Source organism: Paenibacillus chitinolyticus (assembly GCF_045038035.1).
Classification (GTDB): Bacteria; Bacillota; Bacilli; order Paenibacillales; family NBRC-103111; genus Paenibacillus_F; species Paenibacillus_F chitinolyticus_A.
On the sequence record NZ_CP173427.1, the window covers coordinates 642,496 to 666,538 of the forward strand.

Sequence of the window (24,043 nt, forward strand, 5' to 3'; positions counted from 1 at the left end):
GAAGATGAACATGACACCGGCAAAATTATTCAAGCGGAGGCTGTTCGAGGACTGGACCTACCAGTACCGCATTCTGCGAACGGCGGTAGACTGGACGGTGGCCGTGTATCTAATCGTTCCGGCCCTGATTTTCGCCTTCATTTATTATTCGGCGTGGTGGCGGACGCCGCCCGAATGGTTCGGCTATATCCCGGCGTCGCTGGTCGCCGTTTTCTTGTATCTGTTCGCCTGGTCCGGCACCGTCCGCTTCTTCATCGAGGAAGCGGACCAGCTCTTCCTCGTCCGCAGCGAAGGTTGGATGCCCGCGATCAAGCGCCGCGGGCTTCTGTACTCGCTAGGGCTGCAGGCGCTGACGACGGCTCTGCTGGCCGGCGCTCTGCTGCCCCTGCTGCGCGCGGAAGGCTCGGGCGGCGCGCTGAGGCTTGCGGCCCTGTTCCTGGCCGTCTACGCGGCCAAGGTGAACCTGGGCCTGCTGCGCCAGCTTGCGGCGCTCGCCTGGGCGGGATGGAAGCGGGTGGCCGCTTCCATCGTGCTGTTCGCGGCGGGCCTTCTCATCTACTGGGCCTGCGTCCAGTTGATTCTGGCGGATACTGCCGCGGGCTATCTCGCCGGGCCGCTCCTGCTTGCGGCCGCGGTTCCGCTCGGCCGCCGCCGTCTGCGGGCGGCGGGAGCGTTCTACCCCGACGTTCAGCGGGAGCGGGAGGCGAGGCTGAAGCTAGCCTCTCTGATGCTCCGCGGCATCGTCGAGGGCAAGAAGCCGCGGCAGCGCCGGGCTCCGCTGGTGCTGGGCCGCTCGCAGCGGGTGGTCCGCGGGACGGGCGCTTCGGAGGTTCTGGCCGATTCGCTCGTCAAATCGGTCCTCCGCCGGCCCGGCCAGTGGAAGCTGTACGCCCAGCTGACGGCCGTGCTCGCGTTCGCCGCATGGCGGCTTCCCGGCCCGATGCACGTCGTTTTGTGGGCTGTCGCCGCTTTTGTGCTGGCCTACTGGATGAAGTCGGTCGCGCGAGAAACGCTGGGCGCTTCCTTCTTCCGCATGTTCGCGTGGAGCGAAGTCAGCAAGCAGGAGGCGCTCCGTAAAGCGTCGTTCGCTCTGGCCGTGCCAGGACTTGCGCTGATCGGTCTTGTAGCGGGCGGCAGCATTTCGCTGCCGCTGGGGATCGCCGCTCTTGTGCTTTCCGTGCCCGCCGCGTATGCGGCAGCCTTTCTGGTAACCATCTGGTATTAAACGCCAGGGTTTGGCGAACACTAAGGGCGACCGGCAAGCGTGCGAGCTTGGATACGAAGAGCGCACGGCGGATCTGACAGCACCGGAAAGGATGCCTTATGAGCGATACACCGATATTTTTCGAATTTCCGCAGGAACGGGATATGCGGCTTGCTTATGATACGTTGTTTGAGCTGGGTTACCGGCCGGGCGTCAGCGCTTCGGAAGGGAAGCCTGTGCTGCACATACATGTGGAAGGTCAAGACCTTGCCTCCGCCATGCAGATCGCCCAGGCCCATGCGGGAGAGCTGATCGACGCGCCGCCTGCCGCCGGAGTCAGCTACAGCGAACCGGAGGCTTACGCGGCGGCGTACGATCTCGACACGATCCGGATCCCCGCTCACTTGATCCAGGATCCGGAAGAAGACGCGCCGGAAGAGGACCTGGCTGCTGTGCATGATGGGGGCGGGCTCGGCAGCGTTCCGGGCGCTTATACCGGCGCGGAGGGAGCGGGTGCCGACGGCTCGTACGAGGAGCCGCAGCGGCAGTTTGACCCGTCCGACGACGACCTGGACCGGTTCTCGGCCGGGATTCATTTATAAGACGGAGCTGTCCTGCCGGGTCCCGGCCGTCCGCCGGTCGTCCCGCGAGTTCATGGCGCATAGCAGGGGCGGAGGGACCCATGAGTGGGGCCGGGCATGGTCTCTGTCATCATTAAGAGGCAGCGGATACTGGCAGGAACAAGTCTGATCCGCGGCAGCCGGAACTCCCTTCGCCAGAACGACAAAAAAACCAGCCTCTCCGGAAGGAGGAGTTGGTTTTTTTGGTTTAGACGGGGCGGGAATGTCCCGTTTGTTCAGCGCTTGGCCGTGCGATGGCATCCGGTCTGACGGGCGCTTCGAAGCACCCGCTTTGCGCGGAAACAGCCTGCATTTTACAGGGATAGCTTCCTGCTTCCATCGGCAGCCCGCTGCCAGAAGTCCTTACCGATTCCCGAGGGATCAATGGGTAACAACGGGACGGCATCGTACGTCCGATTCTCTCCGCCTTTCGTGCCGCATCGCAGCCGGTTAACGGCTCCTTTTTCCTTATGCCGCAGTCCCGTCCCTTAAACAGTCGCTTCCTCCGCCCGCATAGCCGCATGCTTGCCCGCCGTATAACCCGTGGCGAAAGCCGCCGTAATGTTGTAGCCGCCCGTGTACCCGTGAATATCCAGAACCTCGCCGCAAAAAAACAGGCCCTCCGTCAGCTTGGACTCCATCGTTTTGGGAGCGATTTCTTTCAAGTTCACGCCTCCGCCGGTGACGAAGGCTTCCTCGATCGACAAAGTTCCGTTAACGCGGAGAGGGAAAGCTTTCAGCAGCTTGCTCAGCTCCATCCAGTTCTGCTTGGGCAGATTGGCATGGGTGAGCGCCTCGTCCAGCTCCGCTTTACGGAGCAGCAGCGGAATGAGCCGCTCGGAAACGGCGCCCTTCAGCACGTTCTTGATCGCCCGTTTCGGTTCGGCCGCGGCGAGCGCCAAGGTCTGCTCGTACACTTCCTCCGTACTTTGGTTGGGAAACAGGTCGATGGTCAGCTCGACGCTGTCCTTCTGCGACTTGCGGAGTTCCTTGACGACGAACTGGCTGCAGCGCAGCGAGATGGGGCCCGAGATCCCGAAATGCGTAAAAATCATATCGCCTTGATGGGTAATCAGCTTCTTGCCCTTGGCGTTCCATACGGTAAGGGCCGCATTGCGCAGCGACAAGCCCTGCAGCTCCCGGCTTTTGATAAAAGGCTCAGCCGAAGTGAGCGGCACTTCCGTAGGAAAAAGCTCGGTAATGGTATGGCCGGCCGCCTCCGCCCAAGCGTAGCCGTCGCCCGTCGAACCCGTGTGAGGCACGGACTTGCCGCCGGAAGCGACGATCACGCATTTGCCGCGGAGCGTTTCTCCGGTTTGCAGCCGCACGCCGGTCGTCCGCCCGTCCTCGTAAAGCACGCGGTCTACGGAGCAGTGAGTCCGGATGGTTACGCCTTGACTGCGCACTTGGCGGATCAGCGTATTTACGACGGTTTTGGCTTTATCGGAAACGGGGAACATGCGCCCGTTGTCTTCCTCTTTCAGCCGGATGCCGAGATTTTCAAAAAAAGCGATAATGTCCTGGTTGTTGAAATGAGAGAAGGCGCTGTATAAAAAACGGCCGTTGCCGGGAATGTGCCGGATGAGCTCGTCCATTTCCTTATTATTGGTGACGTTGCAGCGTCCGCCGCCCGAAATTCCGAGCTTCCGGCCCAATTTGTCGCCTTTGTCCAACAGAAGCACGCTGGCTCCGTCCGCGCTTGCGGCGACGCCGGCCATAAGACCCGCCGAACCGCCGCCGATAATAATGACATCGTAAATCATGTAGTTGTAGACTCCCTGAACCTTCGGATTTTATTCGATCATATCACGGATCGTCCGCTTTTCAAACCGGTAGGGACCGCGCCTTGGAAGGGTTATGGAGGCAAAATTGGAAGGGAGCGGCGGACGATCAGGGAAGGGGCGAACCGCAGCAGTCTCCGAGGCGAGCCGGGGATCGAAAAGACCGCGCGGCTTTCTCTCTTTTCTTATTATATAGGTCAGCTTAAAACGGCAACGCAGAAACGGACACCTGCGTATAAAAGGTAAGGCGCCAAAGCCCGGCTGATTGTTCAGGACGGGTTCAGCTCGTGAACGTAGGTGCCGATCCACGACCGGCTGTAATGCTCCCGGACCCGGATGACCAGCTTGTCCGGATATATCTGTACAAGAAGACTCTCGCTCTTAGCCGGATTTACCGGCTTTTGATGGAAATCGAGCACTTTCCGTACCGAGGAGGACCCGACGGAGAGAAAGCCGTTCTGGACGGCCTGACCGCCAAGACTCCAGTCTAAATGGGAGTGGCCGGAGAAAAGAACGGCCTGCGGATACTCCGCCAATACGCGGCGGAACGCCTTATAGTCCGTTACGCCCCGCTCCTGCCCGGAGCCTTTCAGCGTATGGACAAGAGGCTGGTGCAGGAAGACGAAGACCGGCCTGCCGGGGTGCGTCCGGGAAGCCTCGGACAAGCGTCCGCCGAGCCAGTTCATCTGTTCCGCGGACAAGTAAGCGTCCTCCCGGGCATCTTTGACGACGTCCCGGTAGCCTTCTCCGCTGAGGAAGATGAACGTGTATCCGGCCATCTCCGCCGCATGGTAGGGCTTCTCGTAGCCGAAGCAGCGCGTGAACAAACCGACCGCCTCGCGTGTGGACCAGAACGGATTGAGCCGGCTCGTATCGATAGAGCCGAAGGGCGTACGCCACATCCGGTAATACTCGTGATTGCCCATTGTCGCATGAAGAGGCGGATGGGGCGTGGCGTTCAGCACCGCTGCCAGCGCGTTGTAATCCGCCGGATTGCCGTCGGTCAAGTCGCCGTTCAGCACCATCATGCCGCTGTCCGGCGCTAGCGCCGCATGATCCAGTAAAGCCGTCCGCAGGAGATCCTGCGAACGTTTGTCGTGCGCCTCGATGTGAATGTCGCTCAGCACGGAGAACGTCAGCAGCGCCCATGGCGTCTCTACCGGGGAAGCCGCCGGTGCGCCGTTCACGGCTCCGGCTTGCTGCCCGGAGTGCTGCGATGGCGCTGCGGCAAGCAGAGCTTCTGCCGCAGGGACCGTCTGCCGGTCCGACGGCATGAGGCAGACGGCTGTGCAGCAGGCCAGGAAAAGCGCGGCGGCACGCTGAAAATGTTTCACGGCACAACACCTCCGTCTCCATTGTCAGGGTCATTTGGGTTAGTGTTTCTTGCCGCCTGTTTTTTATGCGTACGACCCGGGCCGGAGCCCGGTTATCCTGAGGTCGGATATCGGCCCCGACTTAGGTCCAGGACCAAAAACCGCCGCGAGTCCGTTTTGGCGAATGCCGCTGTCGACTAGAATAAAGACATAAGACAACGACAACGAAAGGCGGTGACGCAAAAAGATGAAACGCAATCCTAACATGGGCCTCGCGATCGTGCTGATCGCATTCGGAGCCTGGCTGATTCTCAGCAAACTGGGCATTCACCTGGGTCCGATTATGAGCTACCTGATTCCGATCGGCATGATCGTGGTCGGCTACTTCGGGATTCAGAGAGGCAGCAAGCTGGGCTGGGTAATCGCCCTCCTCGGTATCTTCGCCCTTCTAGGCAAAATGACGACATTGTTCATTATCCTGATCGCTGTCGCCATGATCGCGTTCGGTGTATCGATGCTGAAAGGCACGTCCAATTCCTAAGCCCAAGACGCTGATAAAAGAAGGTGGTAAATACAATGAGCATTCTGAAACGAATTCGTGATATAACGGTAGCAACGCTGAACGAGCGGCTGGAAGAAAGCGAAGATCCCATCCGCCTGATCGACCAATATCTCTCGGCCAAGAGAGAACAGCTTATGCAAAGCGAGCGTTTGTATCAGCAGTGTACGGCGCATGCCTCCTCGCTGAGACAACAATACTTAAGCGCACTGGAAACGAAAGAGAAACGCGAGCAGCAGGCCGCACTCGCCCTGAAAGCGGGCGAAGAGAATATGGCCCGCCTGATCCTTCACGAGAAGCTTCAGGCCGAAGAGCGCAGCGACCAGTACCGCGGCCTCTACGAGCAGGCCGGACAGTCGGCCGCCGAGCTGGAAGAAGAGCTGCAGGCCATGCGCGCCGATTACCAGGAAGTACTCGACAAGCGGGGCTACTACATGGCCCGCATGGAGTCGGCCAGACTTCAGCAGCGGCTGAACTCACGCCTGGGTTACGGAGACGGTTCCTCGTCGCCCCGCATGTTTTACCGGATGGAAGAGCACGTATCCGATATGGAGATGCAGGCACACGTCCTTCGCGACCTGCGCCGTACAACCCGGGAGGGCGGCTCAGAGAACTCGAATCCGGCTTTAGAGAAGGAGCTTGAGGCGCTGCGCCGCAAGATTAACCGGGAGGAGTCATAATACATGAGAAAACTATACCGCTCGCGCACCGACAAGAAAGTAACGGGACTTTGCGGCGGACTTGCGGAAGTGTTGAACGTCGATGCAACCCTGCTGCGGCTGCTCACAGTCGTCGCGGTGTTCATCACCAGCGGTTCGCTGATCCTGCTTTACTTCATCGCCAGCTTTATCGTTCCGAAGGAACCGGGCTTCGACCCACCGCGCGGTCCTTACGGACCGGGCCCGTACGGCGGAGACTCCTACGGCCCTTACGGCAACGCGAGTAACAATAACTACGGCGGCTCTTACGGCGGCAACCAGGCTTACAACGGCTGGAACGGCAAAGAGGCTAAACACGGCAGACAGCAGTCCGCCGCAGGTTCCTCTTTCGGAGCGCCCAAGGCTGACAATATTGATGAAATGATGAAAGATATCGAGAAAAAAGCGATGCAGCGCGAAATCGAAGAGCTCCGCGGCAAACTCGACCGTCTGGAAAAGCAACAAAAACCAACTAATAACAATTCCAAAGGAGATGTATAAACATGGGAGTTTTTTCGAGAATTAAAGATATGACTAAGGCGTCTATTCACGAGGTATTGGATAAAGTCGAAGATCCGGTCGTTATGCTCAACCAGTATATCCGCGACATGGAAGAAGAAATCGCGAAAGCGGAAGTGACCGTGGCGAAGCAAATCGCCAACGAGCGCAAGCTGAAACAGCGCCTGGAAGAAAGCGTACGCCTGTCCGCCGACCGTGAAGGCAGAGCGGCAGCCGCGCTGAAAGACGGCGAGGAGCAAGCGGCACGCCAAGCGCTCGAGGAGAAATTGTACCACGACGAGAAAATCGCCGAGTATACCGATCTTCACGAAGCTTCCAAAGGTCATGCGTCTGAACTGACCCAACAGCTTCACGACATGAAAGACGAGTACTATAAGCTGCGCAACAAGCGCAATGAGCTTGTGGCCCGCACACAGCTGGCCAAAGCGAAAAAGCAAATGGCGCAAGTGAGCTATAACGGCGTGATCGAAAGCGGCAATGCCTCCAGAGGCTTCCAGCGTATCGAAGAGAAAATCATCCAGCTGGAAGTGGAAGCGGAAATCGCCCGCAAGCCTTACGTACCGGCATCCGGATACAGCAGCGCGTCGAGCTACAACCCGTCCGATTCCGCCAAGCAGGCTAAAGTCGACGAGCAGCTCCAGCAGTTGAAGAACAAAATCGGCGGTACGAAAGCCGAGAAGTAAGTAATCGGCTTCGCAGAAGCCTTATGACTGACCGGCAGGCGCCGGAATTCAGAGCAGGAATTCCGCGCCGCCTCCGGCCGGTTCTTGCCGCAATAAGCGGCACCTCTTGCACAGCTATACCTGACTTGCCTTCGGAGATCGGACTCCGGAGGCTTTTTTTCTGTCCGCTCCCTGGTTGATTGACCGATCATGCGACGCGGCTCCGCACAGGTGGTAGAGCGAATTGCCCTCCAATGCGGTGCGCATACTACGGAAAAGAAAGGAGATGAATCCGAATGGCTAAATCCAACAATTCCAAAGAGCAGGATATTCACGAAAAAGAAAATAAACAGCGCAAAAGCACCCCGTCCGAATCAGACGGCGTCGACAAAAAACTGAGCGGACCGAATTTTCCCGCGACGTAGCGGCATTTAGGCCTTGCGGCCGCGACGGATCTTGTTCGGCCCCTTTGCTTTCTTTTCCCCCGATTGTATAATAGAATTGGAAAAGAAAATGTCCATGACATTGATCACAGGGGAGTGAACCGATTATGGTGATGTCTTTTGACTCATATATGAGAGACATGGTACAACCAATGCGTGAGGATCTGACTCGCATCGGCGTGAAGGAACTTCTGACGCCGGAGCAGGTAGCGGAAACGCTTGACAATTCGGAAGGAACGCTGCTGCTCGTTATCAACTCCGTTTGCGGCTGCGCGGCGGGCCAATGCCGTCCCGGCGTTGCCAAAGCTCTGCAGAACGAAGTGAAGCCGGATCACCTGTACACCGTTTTCGCCGGTCAGGAGAAAGAAGCGACGGCTAAAGCCCGCGAATATCTGGCGCCTTATCCGCCTTCGTCGCCTTCGATCGCGCTGTTTAAAGACGGTCAGCTGGTGCACTTTATCCAGCGCCACCAGATCGAAGACCGTTCCGCCGACATGATTGCCGGCGATCTGACGGACGCCTTCGAAAAGTACTGCAAATAAGAACGAGACCGTTAACCGGTCCGTTCCGAATAAGCAAGCTCCTGCGGCCGTCTTTTGACGGAAGCGGGGGCTTTTTTCTTGTCGGCGGGAGGGCTTCGCGCGGCATACGGCTTAAATTAGTCATGTGGCCCTAACACGTTGAGCATATCAGACTATAGCCCGGCCCGGAGGAATTGGGTAAAGTTTTAATATAAAGAGAGCGTTTCCAAGATGTGGGGATCGGGAAACGTCCGTGGACGTGAGTGTAAAACGAACAGCTGAATCCGGAGGCAGCCATGATTTTTTTCATGCGGCCAGGAGGAGGTGATCGAGCGGATAAAAGCCGGGATGAGCGGCGCAAGTACAAACGACGGCAGGACGCTGATTACAAAGCGGCGGAATGAAGCAAGCAAAGGAGGTTTTTTGAAAGCGTTTACTAAAAGTCGGAAAGATCGTCCACTCAAACGAGAAAGAAGGGAAATAAATGAAAAGCAACAAAAAAATAAAAATGACCTGGTTGGGTTTCTTTGCGCTTCTGCTGGCGCTGCTCCCTCTGTTCAACACGGGCGCGGGAAGGGCTTCGGCGGCCGAACCGGCCAAAATCGTCGGTTATTTTACCTCCTGGGGGATTTACGGCCGCAATTATCAAGTTAAAGATATCGACGGCTCCAAATTGACTCATTTGAATTATGCCTTTGCGGACATTTGCTGGGGCGGGGTGCACGGCAACAATTCGACCGACAGCCCTAACAAGCAGACGTGGTCTTGTACGGATTCACATGTGCCCCTGCAATCCAAATCCGTTCCTAACGGAACGATTGTTCTTGGAGAGCCGTGGGCGGACGTAAATACGCCATATGCGGGCTATACCTATGAGGAGTGCGACCAGAAGGCGCTTTGCGGCAACTTTGCGGGTCTGCGCGACCTCAAGAAAAAGAACCCGTCGCTCAAAACGCTCATCTCCGTGGGCGGCTGGACTTGGTCCAACCGTTTCTCCGATGTGGCGGCGGGCGCGGCTACGCGCGAAACTTTTGCTAATTCCGCTGTCGAGTTTATCCGCACGTACGGTTTTGACGGTGTAGATCTGGACTGGGAGTATCCCGTAGCGGGCGGCCTGTCCGGCAACACCTACAGCCCTGCGGATAAGCAGAACTACACGCTTCTGCTCAAAAAAGTCCGCGAGAAACTGGACGCGGCCGGAACTGCCGACGGCAAGAAATACCTCTTGACCATCGCGTCCGGCGCCAGCCAGAAGTACGCGAACAACACGGAGCTTTCCGAAATCGCCAAAACGGTCGATTGGATCAACATCATGACGTACGATTTCCACGGCGGCTGGGAAAAGTCGACCAACCATAACGCGGCCCTCTATCCGGACCCGAACGATCCGTCCACGGGCGAAATCAAGAAGTTCAACACGAGCGACGCGATCGACATTTACTTCCAGTCGGGCGTTCCCGCCAACAAGCTGGTGCTCGGTCTTCCTTTCTACGGCAAGGGCTGGAAGGGCTGCCCTCCCGGACCGAACAATGACGGCCAGTACCAAACCTGCGTAGGAGGCTGGGACGGTAACGTTCTGCCGACCGGCACATGGGACGACTGGGCATCCGGCAACAGCGGTACGTTCGATTACGGCGATATTATGGCCAACTATGTGAACAAGAACGGCTTTACCCGCTACTGGAACGACACGACCAAAACGCCTTATCTGTTCAACCCGACGAGCGGCACGTTTATCTCCTATGAAGACACGCAATCCATTGCCGCCAAAACGGCTTATATCAAAAGCAAGGGTCTGGCCGGCGCGATGTTCTGGGAAACCAGCTCCGACTGCCGCACCAGCCCGAAATTCTCCTGCACCGTCAAGCTGCTCGATAAAGTGGCCGCCGACCTGCAGACACCGGCAATTCCGGATACCCAGGCTCCGACAGCGGTTACGAATCTGGTGTCCACCGGCAAAACGTCCACGAGCGTCACCTTGAGCTGGACGGCCGCGACGGATAACGTCGGCGTTGCCGGTTACGAAGTGTCCTACGGCTCGACGAAAGTCAACGTGACGGGAACCACCGCCACTATCACGGGGCTGACGGCCAATACCGCGTATACGTTCACCGTAAAAGCGAAAGACGCGGCAGGCAACGTATCCCCACCGGCTTCCGTAAACGTAACGACGGACGGCGGAACGACAACCCCGGATACGCAGGCTCCGACAGCGGTCACGAACCTCGTGTCCACGGGTAAAACATCGACCAGCGCAGCTCTCAGCTGGACAGCAGCGACGGATAACGTAGGCGTTACGGGCTATGACGTCACATACGGCACGAAAACCGTCTCCACGACGGCGACAAGCCTCAACGTGACCGATCTTACGCCGAACACAGCCTATACGTTCATGGTCAAAGCCAGGGATGCGGCGGGCAACGTATCCGCACCGGCTTCCGTCACGGTTACCACGGACGCGGCGACGAACCCGGGCTCCCCGGTTCAGCCGACCTTCACGGTTACGAGCGATTGGGGAACGGGCTACAACTTCAGCTTCTCCATCAAGAACACGGGAACGACCCCGATCACGAACTGGAAGCTGGAATTCGACTACACGGGAAGCATCACATCCGTCTGGGACGCTTCCATCGTCAGTTCCGCCAATAACCATTTCGTGATCAAAGGCGCAGGCTGGAACAACACGCTTCAGCCCGGAGCTACCGTTACTTTCGGAGGCGCGGGACTTGTCAAAGCCCAACCGACGAACATTGTGGTAACAGGCAGCTAATCCGCTGCGGATTTTGAAGTGAGGTAATCTGACATGGAAAACCGTCTCGGCCATCCTTTTGGTGGTTGGGGCGGTTTTCTTTGTGGTAAGATAAGTTCAAACCTAAAGTGTGGAGAAGGAGGATTTTTTTAATGAGCCTGCAGCAGGAAATTATCAAAGAACTTGGCGTTAAACCGCAGATCGACGTTCAGGAAGAAATCCGCAGACGCGTAGATTTCCTGAAGCAGTATGTAAAATCGGCCGGCGTATCCGGTCTGCTGATTGCCATCAGCGGGGGCATCGACAGCGCCGTGGCCGCCGGTCTGTGCAAAATAGCGACGGACGAGCTGACGGAAGAGAGCGGCAAAGAGTATAAGACAGTCGGCGTCTTCCAGCCGTACGGAACACAAGAGGATATTCATGACAGCTATGCGACGGCAGATGCTTTTAACCTCAAATACCGCATGGAAACCAACATCGAAGAAACGGTGAACGAAATCGCACTCGAAGTCGAATTCGGTCTGAAAAATGCGGGCGACTCCCGTCATATGAGCAAAGAGGGCAAGGGGAACGTGAAAGCGAGAACGCGGATGGTCGTCCAGTACGCCATCGCTTTCGAAATGAACTTGCTCGTCGTCGGTACGGATCATGCCTCCGAGGCGATTACGGGCTTCTTTACGAAGTGGGGCGACGGCGCCGTCGATATCACTCCTCTCAGCTCACTCAACAAGCGTCAAGTACGCGCTTTGGCGGCCGAGCTGGGCGTTCCGGACAGTGTGCTGCATAAAGCTCCGACTGCCGGACTGTGGGAAGGACAGACGGACGAGAAGGAGCTTGGAGTCAGCTACGAGGACAACAGCGACTATCTGGAAGGCAAAGCGATCGATCCGGCCGCCGCGGAAAAACTCGAGAAGCATTATATGAAAACGAGACATAAGCGCAACAGCATTCCCGGCATTTAAACCCGAGCGTTCAAGCGGAAACTTGCCTGCTATGTTAGTTCGGAAAAGAAGCGGAGGAGCCGAGCTCTTTCGCTTCTTTGGTGTATGCCGGTGCTGCGGCTTTACCGGAGGACGGCAGGCGGAAATTCCGTTTTCTCCTTGTCGGAGCGCGGCAAGCTGCCTACAGATCGGTCAGATCCGTAATGCATGCAGATCCTGCGCGTCCGAGGGCGCGGTCAGCCGAAGCGGAGCCGATGCCCGGTGCGGAAACAGTACGGTACGGCTGTATGTGCAGGCCGACTGTTTTAGCTTGTCATATAGAAGGCGGTGTCCCGGCTTGACCTCGCCGAATGGCCGTGCCACAATCAGGCAAGGTGAACGAAACGGAATAAAAGAATGATAAGGGAGGCGTACACATGATTGTCGGAGTCGGAATGGACATGGTTGACATCGCCCGTGTAGCGGGATTGCTGCGGGAAGAGAGCGGAGATCGGTTCATGCGGAGGATTTTAACCGAAGAAGAACAGCGGCTTGCAGCCGGAAAAAGAGGCAGGCTTGCCGAGTTTACGGCAGGGCGTTTTGCCGCGAAAGAGGCCGTGGTCAAAGCGTTGGGATGCGGAATCGGCAGACAGGCGGGGTTTCATGACGTCAGCGTCCTTCCGGACGAGTCGGGCAAACCCCATTGTTTCCTATCCGAGGGGGCAAGGCAGAGGCTGGGGCTCGGACAGGACGTTGTCGTTCATTTGAGCATTACGCACACGGATACGATGGCGGCGGCCTACGCGGTTGTCGAGCGGCCTTAGCCGGGAAAGGCCGGAAGGCGGATACACTGCCGGTTACGGGCGTTGTGAAGGCGCACCAGAAGTTGAGCGGGCCTGCTTAACAGCGCTTGTCAGGTATGCGGTGAATCGCCATCAAGCGGAAGCCCCGAGAAGGCGCAAGTGTAAGCCGGCATTAGGAGGATAATACGCGAAGCGAAAGTGAACGTAGTCGCGGTCACCCCCCTTCCCGACGCAAAAAAAGACAGCCCGTTTCCGAAGCTGTCCGTGCTGCCTGATTCTGTGCCCAAAGGGCCGTGCGGTTGGCTGCCGTAAGCGAGGCGAGCGCCGCACCACAACGTCCGGGAGCCGCGGCTCAAAGATCGTCTGAGCCGGGCCTGCGGCCAAGCGGAGAGCTTGGCACGTGAGGCAGAGCCTGCGAGACAGGCGGCCGCAAAAAAACTTGCGGCGCTATCCCGTCACAGGCGCCAGCGGCCTCGTCAGGGACCAGGCGCAAACGAGCAGGCCGAGGCCGCTCATTCCCTGCAAAATGACGCCGGAGTAGCCCAAATACCAGAGGGCCATCACGATCGTAAGCGCGAATAGCCATAGTCCGAGCCAGAAAAGCCGGCGGTCGGCGGCCGCTCCGAGCAGGACGAAAACGACCGAGAGCAGGAACGCCCTCAGAAGCGCGACGAAATAAGGGCCGACCGCCTGCACATATTCAAGCACGGCTACGGCGCCGATCAGCATAACGGCGGGAAAGGCGAGCATAACGAGGGAAATGGAACCTTCGCGCGCGGCGCCGGCTTTGCGGCGCATTTTTACCCAGATCACGATGCTGGCAAGCACGGCCGCCGCGAATATTCCCTGCGCGAGCCAGTCTAAATCGATCCATTCCTGAAAGAAATCGACCGCCGCCGCGACGACTCCCTGAATGCCCCATACAGCCAGATAAGGCGCGAGCCAGCGAAAGCCGGGCGGAATCGCGGCCGGTCTGCCGGGTGCCGTTCGGGCTTCTTTCATTTTGTACAACCTCCGTTCCCGAATCCAATCATCCGAAAAAGTCCGAATACGACAAGAATACCCAATTCGGCCCGCAAAAACAAGCAAAGGCCGGACAGTTCCATCCTCCCCTCTTTTGCTTTATAATAAAAGGTTGTGGGTGTTCAAAACGTGAGCCCCGGAGAGGAGAGGGAATCCAGGTGGCAGAGCTTGAACGGCAGCAGGAACGCAGTGAGCCGGTACCGGCTGAAGAAAGACAAGTTCCGGAAAAGCCGAAGAAAACAAAATCGGCATCCAAAACGGATAAAACACCGCCGGTGGAATACCCGACGGAACAAAAACGATTTTTCTCCGCCAATTTGTTGGCGTGGTATTTGATACATCGCCGCGATCTCCCGTGGAGACGCAGCCGCAACCCTTATTATATCTGGATTTCGGAAGTTATGCTCCAGCAGACGAGAGTGGACACGGTGATTCCGTATTTCCACCGGTTCGTCGATTTGTTCCCGACGGTAGAGGCTTTGGCCGAAGCCCCGGAGGATGAGGTTCTGAAAGCGTGGGAAGGGCTCGGGTACTATTCCCGCGCGAGAAACCTCCAGCAGGCCGTACGCGAGGTTCACGAGCGTTACGGGGGCATCGTGCCGGACACGAAGGAGGACATCTCTTCCCTCAGAGGGGTAGGCCCGTATACGTCGGGCGCGATTCTCAGCATCGCGTACAACAAGCCGGAGCCCGCCGTCGACGGCAACGTCATGCGGGTGCTTTCGCGCTACTTCCTCATCGAGGACGATATCGCGAAGCCCGCCGCAAGAGTGGGGATGGAGCGGCTGGCCCGCGATCTCATCCCCGAAGGCTCCGCGGGGGACTTCAACCAGGCGCTGATGGAACTCGGCGCCATGGTCTGCACCCCGCGCTCGCCGCAGTGCCTGACCTGCCCGGTCATGGACCACTGCTCGGGCAGGCTGGCCGGCAGGGAAGAGACCCTGCCGGTGAAGAGCAAGGCCAAGCCGCCGAAGCCGGAGCGGCGGCTTGTGGCCCTGATCGAGGGCGAGGGCGAGAACGCAGGGCGGATACTCATCCGCCAGCGGCCCCAGGAGGGCCTCCTCGCCCGCATGTGGGAGCTGCCGCACGTAGAGCTGCGGGCGTCCGCCTCCGGCGGCGCCCGCGGCTCTCTCGCGGCAGCGGAACCTCCCGGCCCTGGGGGCGGGCCGGGGCTGCTTCTCGCGGCGGCGGATGAAGCCGCCGCAGCTGACGCCGGCGCGGACGGGCCGGCGCAGGCACAGCCTGCCGTCGGCAGCGCGGCCGACGGGACGGAAGCGCCGGCGAAGCGGGGCCGCCGCGGCAAAGCCGCCGCTGCGGGCAGCGAGGCTCCCGCAGCCTGGCCGGGCGATGCGCACAGCATGGAGCAGCTGCGCATCGCGCTGGCCGAGGAGGAGCACGTGGACGTGCTCCCGCAGGGCTGGATCGCCGACACGAACCACACCTTCAGCCATCTCTACTGGGACATGAAGGTATACCGGTGTCGGCTCGGCGGCCAGGGAGGCGCTCCCGCGGGGCAGCTGCCTTACCGCTACCGCTGGATGTCGCCGGAGGAGCTGGAGCGCTACGCGTTCCCGAACGTGTTCCTGCGCGTCTTGAAGATGTACGCGGAGGAACAGGGCGTATGGGCGGGGAAGTAGACCCTGCCGCCCCGGCTGCCGTCTAAACGCGCATGACCGGGACGTAAAGCGCGGCACCGGCTCTAAACCGTTCCTTCGCAGCCCCTTCAGCGCCTCGGTCGTTAGCTAGGCATCGCATTCGCTGGTGGATCTGTTCGGAAGGATCACGCTCGCCGGCAGCGGGTTCTCCGCTGCGCCGTATGTCCCGTTCCCACGGCGAACGTGCACCGCAACGGAAAGAGCAGGCATCCTTACTGCCTTATAAACAAATTTCCATAAACACATTCTTCTAGACACGTTCAGTCCCCTATAAAAAAGACGCCCTCCCAGGCTTATCGCCTGAGGAGGGCGTCTTGCACGTACCGGAATTATTTCTTAGCGGCTTCGTAACGCTTGTTAACGGCATCCCAGTTAACAACGTTCCAGAAAGCGGAGATGTAATCCGGACGTTTGTTTTGGTATTTCAGGTAGTAAGCGTGCTCCCAAACGTCAAGTCCGAGAAGCGGAGTGTCGCCTTCGAAGAGCGGGCTGTCCTGGTTAGGAAGGCTGTATACTTTCAGCTGGCCGTCTTTACCGAGCGCAAGCCATGCCCAGCCGCTGCCGAAACGGGTAGTAGCCGCTTTGGCGAAATCTTCTTTGAATTTATCGAAACCGCCCAGCTCGCTGTCGATAGCTTGAGCCAAAGCGCCGGTAGGCTGACCGCCGGCGTTAGGAGCGATGGTTTCCCAGAAGAGGGAGTGGTTGGCGTGTCCGCCGCCGTTGTTGCGTACTGCAGTGCGGATCGCTTCCGGAATGCTGTTCAGATCGCTGATCAGGTCTTCCAGGGATTTGTTCTGAAGGTCGGCATGGCCTTCAAGTGCCGCGTTCAGGTTCGTTACGTATGTGTTGTGGTGACGGTCGTGGTGAATTTCCATCGTTGTTGCGTCGATGTGCGGTTCCAGTGCGTTATTCGGATAAGGTAGAGCCGGTAATTGATGTGCCATGATTTGAATACCTCCTAAGCGATATGTTAACACTTACCTGTTTATTATAAGACGATTTTTGATAGTAAATCAACATTTATGTATATTAAGTCGGTTAGACCGTATTCTCCCGCCTTCTTTCGATCTCCCGGATGACCTGCGCATGTATAGCCGTACCTTGTGCGTTAAGCCAGGGAGACAGCTCGCTCATCACCGAATGGTGATAAGATAATTCTTCTTCATCCCAGGCGGAAGCGTCCAGTGAACTCAGTTCGTGCAGATGCCGTCTTTCCTGCTGTGCCATTTTTTCACCTCCTTTATTAAGAATGACCGGAAACCGCAGTTATTATCAGAAATTTTCTGCAAGAAGGCGCCGGGAAGAGATGAAGAAGACAGGGGGTGAGATATAGAAGAACCGGAAAGGACGACGGTTTCATTAAAATACGATTTGTAAGCGCTGTATATTTTTGCTTGCAAAAGCAAATAAGGGATTGACACCCGGCATGAAAGCGTTTATCTTAAATCTATAAAAGTTAAACCCTTTTAATTTTGGAGAACAAGCTGACACGGATGACAGAAGAGGAATTTGAAGTGGTTTGCAAGGTTTTAGGCTGAAAAATGGGCATAATATCCAGAAATCCGAATCGGTTTACATGGAAATCATGCCTTTTATTTTTAGACTAAAATTAAAGCGTTTTAACTTTCGAAAGGAAGGATGCCATGAGAACCAAAACGGCAAGGCACCAAACGCTCTGGTTTTACATCTTCATTTCACCCTGGCTGATCGGAGCTGTTCTGTTTGCCCTGTATCCCATCGTATCATCAGCTTACTACAGTTTTACCGAGTATGACATCGTAAATCCCCCGAAATGGGTCGGCTTCCAGAACTACGTCGATTTGTTCCACGATGATATCTTCTGGATTTCCATCTGGGCTACCGTGAGGTATACGTTGCTGAGCGTTCCGATCCAGCTCGGGCTTTCGCTTCTTTTCGCGCTCCTGCTTAATCAGAAAATCCCGTTCAAAGGTTTTTTCCGGACGGTCATGTATTTCCCGAGCATGATTTCGGGTGTGGCCATGGCTCTGATCTGGATGTGGATTTTCAATCCGCAGAGCGGGCTTCTCAATCAGGGGCTCAGCCTGCTGGGACTGCCCGGGCCGCTTTGGCTGTTCGACGAGAAATGGGCCATCTTCGCTCTTGTGCTCATGTCGCTGTGGACGGTAGGCGGGGGGATGGTCATTTTCCTGGCGGGTCTGCAAAGCGTGCCGCCAAGTCTGTACGAAGCGGCCGAACTGGACGGCGTAACGCGCCTCCGCTCCTTCTGGCACATTACGCTGCCGATGATCTCGCCCGTGTTCCTTTTTCAGCTGATCATGGGTCTGATCGAGTCTTTCCAGGTCTTTACCCAAGCGTTCATCATGACCAAGGGCGGACCGAACTACTCGACGATGTTCTATGTATATTACCTGTATCAGAACGCCTTCAAAAATTTCAAAATGGGCTATGCTTCCGCGATGGCCTGGCTGCTGCTGATCGTCGTCATGGTTCTTGCCCTGCTGATTATGAAAGGCTCTAAACGATTCGTTCATTACGAAGGGGGAGACGGAGTTTGAGCGGCACGGTTCCTACACAGCCCGCAAGGGCCTATAAACCTTCCAGACTGAAGGCCGGACGCAGAACATGGTTCGACTGGTTCGTGTTCGCCATGCTGATCGTCCTGTCGGTTCTGATGATTCTGCCGTCGGTTCACATGCTGTCCACGGCTTTCAAGACGCGGGCGGAATCGCTGAGATTCCCGCCGACGATCCTGCCGGATAAATTCGTAACGGAAAACTTCAAGAAATTGTTCGAGCTCGATTTTCTCACCTGGTACCAGAACAGCCTGCTCATCGGCATTATGACGGTGATCGGCACGGTGCTTTCCTCCGCTCTGGTCGCCTACGGTTTTTCGCGGTACCGGGCGAAGGGCAAGGACGCCCTGTTCGCTTTTCTGCTGGCCACGATGATGCTGCCTTACCCGGCCGTCATGATCCCGCAGTTCATCCTGTTCAAGGAACTCGGCTGGATCGATACGTTCCTGCCGCTGATCGTCCCGGCCTTTCTGGGCTCCGCCTATTTTATATTCCTGCTCAGGCAGTTCTATACCTCCCTGAGCAACGAGCTTTTCGAAGCGGCTAAAGTCGACGGCTGCTCGGAACTCCGCCAGTGGTGGAGCATCGCCCTGCCGCTGTCGGGCCCGGCCCTGGCGACCGTCGCCATCTTCTCCTTCATCTGGAGCTGGAACGACCTGCTCGGGCAGGTGCTTTATCTGAACTCGACCGAGAAGTTCACTCTGCCGATCGGCATGGCCGGCATGGTGTCCTCGACCACGCGCCCTCCTTCCTGGAACGTCGTTATGGCCGCATCTCTGCTGGCGCTGGTACCGATTCTGGTTTTATTCTCCGTCGCGCAGCGCTATTTCGTACAGAGCATCGTGCTGACGGGTGTGAAATAAGAGAGGGAAACAATAAGGAGGTCTACCTTTAATGTGGATGACTAGAAAACCGTATCATATGACGCTCGCGGCCGTATTGGCGGCGTCGGTAACGCTGGCGGGCTGTTCCGGGGGAGACAAGAAGACCGAGGGAACGGGCGGTTCCGGCAAGTCGGGAGAAACCGTAACGATTACCCACTACACCCAGGACGCGCCGGACAAAGCCTACGTAGAGCAGCTCATTCCGGAATTCGAGAAGAAGTTCCCCAACATCAAGGTCAAGGTGGTAAAAGCGCCTTACGAGCAATTCGAATCGAAGCTGCAGAGCATGGTAGCCGCCGGCAATTCGCCGGACGTCACTTCCCATTGGGGCGATGCGGGCTTCGCGGAATATTACAACAAAGGCCTGGTACGTGAAATAACGGATCTTCTTAAAGAAGACAATTTCAAACCGTCGGACTACGGCATCTCGGATCATTTGATGGATATCTATAAAGTCAATGGCAAAACTTATGGAATTCCTGTCTATAGTTACGTATCCGTTCTCGTATATAATAAGGATATGTTTGACAAGGCAGGAATTCCGTACCCTCCGTCCGATTATGAAGACAAATCGTGGACGTTCGAGAAGATGCAGGAATATGCCAAGAAGCTGACCAAAATATCCAAAAACCTGAACGATACCCAGTACGGCATCGATTGGGGCTGGTCCGAGAGAGATATGAGACCGCTTTATTTCGGCGCCAGCACGTATCCGGAAGAAACGTTTACGAAGAACGGGGGCAACCCGGAGGTTTCCAAATTCAATTCGCCCGAAGTGAAAGACGCTTACCGGACGCTGTTCGATATGATGCACAAAGACAAAAGCATGATCGATCCCGTTACGACCAAGGCTGTCGCGGGCGAAGGCGGAGACCCGTTTGCCGCAGGCAAAGTCGCGATGTCCGTGGGCGGCGCCTGGCTTCTCGCCGGTTCCAACGATTTCGGCTTTAAAGTCGGCGTAGCCGCCGTCCCGGCCGGGAAGAACGAGAAGGCGAGAGACGTGCTGTTCGTCGATCCCCTGTTCATCCTCAAAGACTCCAAGCATCCGAAAGAAGCGCTGGAGTGGATTAAATTCCAGCTTTCCAAGGACACGCAGGAGAAAGCGGTCGAACTTAGCGGAGGCACGCCGCCGTCGAATTCGCAAGCAGGCGAGAAGTATTTCAGCTACTTCCAGAATATCGATCCGAAAGACCTCAAGAACGTGTACGAAGGCGGCCTGAAGTACGGCGTGGAATCGTGGAACCATATGATCCCGGGCTACGCGGAGCTTAACACGATCATCAAAAACGAAATGGAGCCGATCGAGAACGGCAAAAAATCGGTCGACGAAGTCATGCCGGATCTTGAGAAGCACATCAACGACGTTTTGGCGAAAAGGCAGAAAAAATAACACAGTCGGACTCTTGACCAGCCCCGCTGCATGGTGGGATTCCGACGTTGGGAGTTCGATTGGATGAAAATAAGCATATTTGATGTTGCAAAAAGAGCGGGAGTATCGGTGGTCACCGTCTCCCGCGTTCTGAACGACTCGCCTACGGTGAGGGAAAACAACCGGCAGAAAGTGCGCCAGGCCATCAAGGAGCTCGACTACCGGCCCAATTCGGCCGCAAGGAGCCTGGCCAGAGGGAAGACGGGCGTAATCGGCCTTACGCTTACGACTTTGCAGGATTCCTTGTTCGACGGAATCGTCAAGTGCGTGAACGATGCACTTAAGGAGCACGGCTATTTCCTGGCCCTGTCCATCGGACCGGACACGAGCGATTCCGACTGGGGAGAAGGCAGCAACTTTCTGTACCAGGAAGACAGGGTGGACGGAATTATCGTACTTTCCCCTCTTAAGGAGGAAAACGACGTCCTGGAGTTGAAAAGGAAAAAGATCCCATTTGTACTGGTGGATAACCAGCAGGAAGACATGAGCGCCTCGGTCGTTAACGTCGATAACTATATGGGCGGCTTGGAGGCGACGCGTCACCTGCTGAGTCTCGGGCATACCAAAATCGCGCATATCGCGGGTCCCGAGCTCTACCGGAGCGCCAGGGAGCGGAAACGGGGCTATATCGATGCCATGGCGGAAGCGGGGCATCCCCCGTTTCTTTTGGTGGATTCGGATTTCGATATCCGAAGCGGCTTTGACATCGCCAAGAGCTGGCTGGCGGAGGGCGAGAGGCCGACGGCCGTATTCGCCGCCGACGATTTCATCGCGCTGGGCGTGATCGAGGCCTTCCGCGATGCGGGACTTCACGTGCCGCGCGATCTTTCCGTCATCGGTTACGATGACCAAGCCTTCTCGTCGGCGATTCATCCCCGGCTGACGACAGTCCGTCAGCCTTCCGAGGGGATGGCGCAAGAAGCGGTGAAGCTGCTGCTGAAGATCGTGAACGGCACGCAGAAACGGAATGCTTCGGTGAAGCTGGAGCCGAAATTGATCATGCGCGAATCCACGGCGTCTCCGGGCGGTGAACACTCGAAATAGACAGATAAAACAGGAGCTGTGAAATAGAAGAACAATTGCATGAAACGGGAGATGGAGAACTGTGAATTATTATTTGGGTATGGATGCCGGGGGAAGCAAAACCTACGCGGTTATCGCCGATGAAACCGGCCGGGTGGTCGGCACCGGCAGAAGCGGCATGGGGAATCATCAAATTCATCACGACCGGGCGGCTGCGAGCATCGGCGGCGCCGTGGACGAGGCGCTTCGCGAGGCGGGCCTGACGAAAGCGGATATCGCTTTCGCTTACTTCGGGCTGGCGGGAGCGGACCGCGAGATCGACTTCCGCATTCTGCGGAAGCTCCTGGAGCCGATCGGCTTCGCGAACTGGGATCTCGCCTGCGATACCATCGTCGCCATGCGGGCGGGCACCACGAAGCCTTACGGCGTCGTCGCCATCTGCGGCAGCGGCGTGAACTGCTCGGGCATGAACCGGCAGGGCGAAGCCTACCAGTGCGGCGGCTTCACCTACACGTTCGGCGACTTCGGCGGCGGGGGCGGCCTTGCCGTCGAAGCGTTCCGCTCGGTCGTCCGCGCCTGGGACGGACGGGGAGAGCAGACCCTGCTGACGGGACTGGTTCTGGAGCAGCTCGGCTACGAGACGGTCGGAGACATGTTCCACGATTTTCTCGACCATAACAAGTCCGTTCCGCTGGAGCTCGCGAAGCTGCTCTTCACGGCCGCGGGCGAGGGAGATCAGGTTGCCCGCGATATTCTGAAGGAGCAGGGCGAGGAAATCGGCCTCTCGGTCAAGGCGATCGTGAACAAGCTCGGCATGGCCGAAGAAGAATTCGATGTCGTGCTCGCCGGCAGCGTGCTGATGCGCGGAAACGGCGACTACGTCGAGAAGTACATCGTAGACGCGGCGAAGAAAGCGGCTCCGGCAAGCACGATCCGCCGGCTGGACGCCGAGCCTGTAGTGGGCTCCGTGCTGCTTGCGATGGAACGCGGCGGCTTGACGGTCAGCGAAGAAGTGAGCGAGAAACTGAAGCAGTTAAAGATGTAAACCAAATCGGGGAGTGAGAGAGATGGACAAAAGCTTGAAAATCGTTGTCATCGGTGGAGGTTCCTCTTATACACCGGAAATCGTGGAAGGATTTATTCTGAATTACGACAAGCTGCCGATTCGCGAAATTTGGCTTGTCGACATTCCGCAGGGCGAATGGAAGCTGAACATCGTCGGCAGCCTGGCGAAGCGCATGGTCGAGAAATCCGGTCTGCCGATCCAGGTTCATCTGACGCTGGACCGCCGGGAAGCTCTGCCGGGCGCAGACTTTGTCTCCACGCAAATGCGTGTCGGTATGCTCGAAGCCCGCGCCTGGGACGAGTCGATCCCGCTTAAATACGGCGTCATCGGCCAGGAAACGACGGGACCCGGAGGCATGATGAAGGCGTTCCGGACGATACCGGTCCTGCTCGACATCTGCCGCGACATGGAGGAACTGTGCCCGGACGCTTGGCTGCTTAACTTTACGAATCCGGCCGGCATGGTAACGGAAGCTATCTCCAAGCACAGCTCCATCAAATCGATCGGCCTGTGCAACGCTCCGATCGGCATGCACAAATGGCTGATGAAAGAATACGACGTTCCGGCGTCGAGCATTTATACCGAGTTCGTCGGTCTCAACCACCTTCACTGGATCACGCAGATCACCGTGGACGGGGAGTCGAAGCTGGAAGAGCTCGTCGGCAGCGGCAGCGGATATTCCGCCAAGAACGTGCCCCAGATGGAGTGGAACGCAAGCTTTATCCGCGGTCTGGGCGCGGTGCCCTCCTACTATCTCAAGTATTTCTACCTGAAGGATGAAATGCTGGAGGAACAGATCGAGGCATCGAAGAAGGACGGCACGCGCGCCGAGGTCGTCAAGCGGGTTGAAGACGAGCTTTTCGAGCTCTATAAGGACCCGGATCTGGCGGAGAAGCCGAAGCAGCTGGAGAAGCGCGGCGGAGCTTACTATTCCGAAGCGGCGGTTAACCTGATGTGCTCCCTTTACAACGACTCAAGGGATATTCAGACCTTGAACGTGCGCAACAACGGCATTCTGGATTTCCTTCCGAACGAGTCGAGTATCGAGGTGAACTGTGTCGTGACCCGGCAGGGACCGATCCCGCTTTTGGTGACACGCGTGCCGGAGGCCGTCAAAGGCCTGATCCATGCCGTGAAAACGTATGAAATCCTCGCGATCGAGGCGGCCGTTACGGGAGACAGGAGCATCGCCCTTCAGGCGCTTGCCCATCATCCGCTCATTTCCTCGGTCAATACGGCCGAGAAGATGCTGGACGAAATGCTGGAGCAGAACCGCGCGTATCTGCCTAATTTCTTTCCCGCCGCCGAACATTCGAACGTTTAACGGTTTACGGCCCTAATCATTATCGGCAAAAGAAAATCGACAATCGAACAGACGATTTAGCTGTTGGAACAGAACGAAAGACAGCCGGGATTACCCGGCTGTTTTTTTTGTGCGCGGAAGCCGGCCTTCTAAAAGATTCAAATGAGGAAGAACCCGAAAACGGATTCTTCCAGGTCCGTGATCCTATGAAACTGCTGGAAGAAGAAGGACTTTTTAGGCGAAAAAAAGCACAAAAACATATGTAAACGCTTCCTATTAAGCGCTTTCAAGAGATTTATTAAGAAAAGCTAGT

At 57.1% G+C, this 24,043-nt stretch carries 22 protein-coding genes and 2 pseudogenes; 19 read left to right on the forward strand and 5 right to left on the reverse strand.

Going from position 1 to position 24,043, the window contains the following annotated elements; all coding sequences use genetic code 11:
• Positions 1 to 4 precede the first annotated feature (4 nt).
• The gene (locus ACI48J_RS02990; protein WP_405081593.1) at positions 5 to 1,225 is read left to right on the forward strand and encodes an ABC transporter permease; all 1,221 of its coding nucleotides are present in this window, start codon (positions 5 to 7) and stop codon (positions 1,223 to 1,225) included.
• Positions 1,226 to 1,323: 98 nt separating this feature from the next.
• A complete protein-coding gene (locus tag ACI48J_RS02995; protein ID WP_405081595.1) occupies positions 1,324 to 1,806 on the forward strand; it encodes a hypothetical protein in 483 nt (160 codons plus the stop codon).
• 506 nt (positions 1,807 to 2,312) lie between these two features.
• Here the strand turns inward: ACI48J_RS02995 and ACI48J_RS03000 are convergent.
• Together ACI48J_RS03000 and ACI48J_RS03005 are read right to left on the reverse strand one after the other, a co-directional pair.
• On the reverse strand, positions 2,313 to 3,587 hold the full coding sequence (locus ACI48J_RS03000; RefSeq protein WP_405081597.1) for an NAD(P)/FAD-dependent oxidoreductase: 1,275 nt from the start codon (positions 3,585 to 3,587) through the stop codon (positions 2,313 to 2,315).
• A gap of 287 nt (positions 3,588 to 3,874) precedes the next feature.
• Complete coding sequence (locus tag ACI48J_RS03005; protein ID WP_405081599.1) at positions 3,875 to 4,939, reverse strand: metallophosphoesterase family protein; 1,065 nt, start codon at positions 4,937 to 4,939, stop codon at positions 3,875 to 3,877.
• Between the two features lie 226 nt (positions 4,940 to 5,165).
• Here ACI48J_RS03005 and ACI48J_RS03010 point away from each other — a divergent pair, with 226 nt between their 5' ends.
• The 10 genes and pseudogenes from ACI48J_RS03010 to acpS all read left to right on the forward strand — a co-directional run bounded on the left by ACI48J_RS03010 (position 5,166) and on the right by acpS (position 12,813).
• Entirely contained in the window at positions 5,166 to 5,459 is a 294-nt protein-coding gene (locus tag ACI48J_RS03010; RefSeq protein WP_326052709.1) for a LiaF transmembrane domain-containing protein, read from the forward strand.
• 35 nt (positions 5,460 to 5,494) lie between these two features.
• Positions 5,495 to 6,157, forward strand: a complete 663-nt coding sequence (locus tag ACI48J_RS03015) for a PspA/IM30 family protein (RefSeq protein WP_405081601.1) — start codon at positions 5,495 to 5,497, stop codon at positions 6,155 to 6,157.
• A 3-nt stretch (positions 6,158 to 6,160) separates the two neighbouring features.
• Positions 6,161 to 6,676 (forward strand): PspC domain-containing protein, encoded by a 516-nt coding sequence (locus tag ACI48J_RS03020; protein ID WP_405081602.1) that lies wholly within the window; start codon positions 6,161 to 6,163, stop codon positions 6,674 to 6,676.
• A gap of 2 nt (positions 6,677 to 6,678) precedes the next feature.
• Positions 6,679 to 7,377, forward strand: coding sequence for a PspA/IM30 family protein (locus ACI48J_RS03025; RefSeq protein ID WP_326052706.1), 699 nt, complete (start codon positions 6,679 to 6,681; stop codon positions 7,375 to 7,377).
• Positions 7,378 to 7,652: 275 nt separating this feature from the next.
• Positions 7,653 to 7,781, forward strand: a complete 129-nt coding sequence (locus ACI48J_RS03030; protein ID WP_405081604.1) for a hypothetical protein — start codon at positions 7,653 to 7,655, stop codon at positions 7,779 to 7,781.
• Between the two features lie 125 nt (positions 7,782 to 7,906).
• A complete protein-coding gene (locus ACI48J_RS03035) occupies positions 7,907 to 8,341 on the forward strand; it encodes a BrxA/BrxB family bacilliredoxin (RefSeq protein WP_405081606.1) in 435 nt (144 codons plus the stop codon).
• Between the two features lie 487 nt (positions 8,342 to 8,828).
• Positions 8,829 to 10,802, forward strand: a pseudogene (locus ACI48J_RS03040) (glycosyl hydrolase family 18 protein); the annotation flags it as partial.
• Between the two features lie 9 nt (positions 10,803 to 10,811).
• Positions 10,812 to 11,090: pseudogene (locus ACI48J_RS03045) on the forward strand (cellulose binding domain-containing protein); the annotation flags it as partial.
• A 131-nt stretch (positions 11,091 to 11,221) separates the two neighbouring features.
• Positions 11,222 to 12,031, forward strand: a complete 810-nt coding sequence (nadE, locus tag ACI48J_RS03050; RefSeq protein ID WP_405081608.1) for an ammonia-dependent NAD(+) synthetase — start codon at positions 11,222 to 11,224, stop codon at positions 12,029 to 12,031.
• A 395-nt stretch (positions 12,032 to 12,426) separates the two neighbouring features.
• A complete protein-coding gene (gene acpS / locus ACI48J_RS03055) occupies positions 12,427 to 12,813 on the forward strand; it encodes a holo-ACP synthase (protein WP_326057168.1) in 387 nt (128 codons plus the stop codon).
• Between the two features lie 426 nt (positions 12,814 to 13,239).
• Here the strand turns inward: acpS and ACI48J_RS03060 are convergent, their stop codons facing one another.
• Positions 13,240 to 13,794: a hypothetical protein gene (locus tag ACI48J_RS03060; RefSeq protein WP_326057165.1), complete on the reverse strand. Its 555-nt coding sequence runs from the start codon at positions 13,792 to 13,794 to the stop codon at positions 13,240 to 13,242.
• Between the two features lie 296 nt (positions 13,795 to 14,090).
• Here ACI48J_RS03060 and mutY point away from each other — a divergent pair, with 296 nt between their 5' ends.
• Positions 14,091 to 15,452, forward strand: a complete 1,362-nt coding sequence (gene mutY / locus ACI48J_RS03065) for an A/G-specific adenine glycosylase (protein ID WP_405083171.1) — start codon at positions 14,091 to 14,093, stop codon at positions 15,450 to 15,452.
• Between the two features lie 347 nt (positions 15,453 to 15,799).
• On the opposite strand, the gene ACI48J_RS03070 is transcribed toward mutY, so the two are convergent.
• Both ACI48J_RS03070 and ACI48J_RS03075 read right to left on the reverse strand, forming a co-directional pair.
• Positions 15,800 to 16,414: a superoxide dismutase gene (locus ACI48J_RS03070; RefSeq protein ID WP_009676925.1), complete on the reverse strand. Its 615-nt coding sequence runs from the start codon at positions 16,412 to 16,414 to the stop codon at positions 15,800 to 15,802.
• Positions 16,415 to 16,508: 94 nt separating this feature from the next.
• Entirely contained in the window at positions 16,509 to 16,697 is a 189-nt protein-coding gene (locus ACI48J_RS03075; protein ID WP_326054579.1) for a hypothetical protein, read from the reverse strand.
• A gap of 416 nt (positions 16,698 to 17,113) precedes the next feature.
• Here ACI48J_RS03075 and ACI48J_RS03080 point away from each other — a divergent pair, with 416 nt between their 5' ends.
• The 6 genes from ACI48J_RS03080 to ACI48J_RS03105 all read left to right on the forward strand — a co-directional run bounded on the left by ACI48J_RS03080 (position 17,114) and on the right by ACI48J_RS03105 (position 23,751).
• Positions 17,114 to 18,007, forward strand: a complete 894-nt coding sequence (locus ACI48J_RS03080; RefSeq protein ID WP_009676921.1) for a carbohydrate ABC transporter permease — start codon at positions 17,114 to 17,116, stop codon at positions 18,005 to 18,007.
• Positions 18,004 to 18,888, forward strand: coding sequence for a carbohydrate ABC transporter permease (locus ACI48J_RS03085; protein ID WP_326054576.1), 885 nt, complete (start codon positions 18,004 to 18,006; stop codon positions 18,886 to 18,888). The genes ACI48J_RS03080 and ACI48J_RS03085 overlap by 4 nt, the downstream gene beginning before the upstream one ends.
• Before the next feature lie 31 nt (positions 18,889 to 18,919).
• Entirely contained in the window at positions 18,920 to 20,299 is a 1,380-nt protein-coding gene (locus ACI48J_RS03090; protein WP_405081610.1) for an ABC transporter substrate-binding protein, read from the forward strand.
• 63 nt (positions 20,300 to 20,362) lie between these two features.
• The gene (locus ACI48J_RS03095; RefSeq protein ID WP_326054573.1) at positions 20,363 to 21,382 is read left to right on the forward strand and encodes a LacI family DNA-binding transcriptional regulator; all 1,020 of its coding nucleotides are present in this window, start codon (positions 20,363 to 20,365) and stop codon (positions 21,380 to 21,382) included.
• A gap of 61 nt (positions 21,383 to 21,443) precedes the next feature.
• Positions 21,444 to 22,406: an N-acetylglucosamine kinase gene (locus ACI48J_RS03100; protein ID WP_405081612.1), complete on the forward strand. Its 963-nt coding sequence runs from the start codon at positions 21,444 to 21,446 to the stop codon at positions 22,404 to 22,406.
• Positions 22,407 to 22,428: 22 nt separating this feature from the next.
• Positions 22,429 to 23,751 (forward strand): 6-phospho-beta-glucosidase, encoded by a 1,323-nt coding sequence (locus tag ACI48J_RS03105; RefSeq protein WP_405081614.1) that lies wholly within the window; start codon positions 22,429 to 22,431, stop codon positions 23,749 to 23,751.
• Positions 23,752 to 24,043 lie beyond the last annotated feature (292 nt).

Bases quoted from the DNA above. Each gene is read 5' to 3' on its own strand.
- ACI48J_RS03095 (WP_326054573.1), top strand. From the start codon at position 20,363: ATGAAAATAAGCATATTTGATGTTGCAAAAAGAGCGGGAGTATCGGTG.
- ACI48J_RS03010 (WP_326052709.1), top strand. From the start codon at position 5,166: ATGAAACGCAATCCTAACATGGGCCTCGCGATCGTGCTGATCGCATTC.
- ACI48J_RS03070 (WP_009676925.1), bottom strand. From the start codon at position 16,414: ATGGCACATCAATTACCGGCTCTACCTTATCCGAATAACGCACTGGAA.
- ACI48J_RS03025 (WP_326052706.1), top strand. From the start codon at position 6,679: ATGGGAGTTTTTTCGAGAATTAAAGATATGACTAAGGCGTCTATTCAC.
- ACI48J_RS03080 (WP_009676921.1), top strand. From the start codon at position 17,114: ATGAGAACCAAAACGGCAAGGCACCAAACGCTCTGGTTTTACATCTTC.
- ACI48J_RS03035 (WP_405081606.1), top strand. From the start codon at position 7,907: ATGGTGATGTCTTTTGACTCATATATGAGAGACATGGTACAACCAATG.
- ACI48J_RS03000 (WP_405081597.1), bottom strand. From the start codon at position 3,587: ATGATTTACGATGTCATTATTATCGGCGGCGGTTCGGCGGGTCTTATG.
- ACI48J_RS02995 (WP_405081595.1), top strand. From the start codon at position 1,324: ATGAGCGATACACCGATATTTTTCGAATTTCCGCAGGAACGGGATATG.
- ACI48J_RS03015 (WP_405081601.1), top strand. From the start codon at position 5,495: ATGAGCATTCTGAAACGAATTCGTGATATAACGGTAGCAACGCTGAAC.
- ACI48J_RS03060 (WP_326057165.1), bottom strand. From the start codon at position 13,794: ATGAAAGAAGCCCGAACGGCACCCGGCAGACCGGCCGCGATTCCGCCC.
- ACI48J_RS03020 (WP_405081602.1), top strand. From the start codon at position 6,161: ATGAGAAAACTATACCGCTCGCGCACCGACAAGAAAGTAACGGGACTT.
- ACI48J_RS03105 (WP_405081614.1), top strand. From the start codon at position 22,429: ATGGACAAAAGCTTGAAAATCGTTGTCATCGGTGGAGGTTCCTCTTAT.
- acpS (WP_326057168.1), top strand. From the start codon at position 12,427: ATGATTGTCGGAGTCGGAATGGACATGGTTGACATCGCCCGTGTAGCG.
- nadE (WP_405081608.1), top strand. From the start codon at position 11,222: ATGAGCCTGCAGCAGGAAATTATCAAAGAACTTGGCGTTAAACCGCAG.
- ACI48J_RS02990 (WP_405081593.1), top strand. From the start codon at position 5: ATGAACATGACACCGGCAAAATTATTCAAGCGGAGGCTGTTCGAGGAC.
- ACI48J_RS03090 (WP_405081610.1), top strand. From the start codon at position 18,920: ATGTGGATGACTAGAAAACCGTATCATATGACGCTCGCGGCCGTATTG.
- ACI48J_RS03030 (WP_405081604.1), top strand. From the start codon at position 7,653: ATGGCTAAATCCAACAATTCCAAAGAGCAGGATATTCACGAAAAAGAA.
- ACI48J_RS03075 (WP_326054579.1), bottom strand. From the start codon at position 16,697: ATGGCACAGCAGGAAAGACGGCATCTGCACGAACTGAGTTCACTGGAC.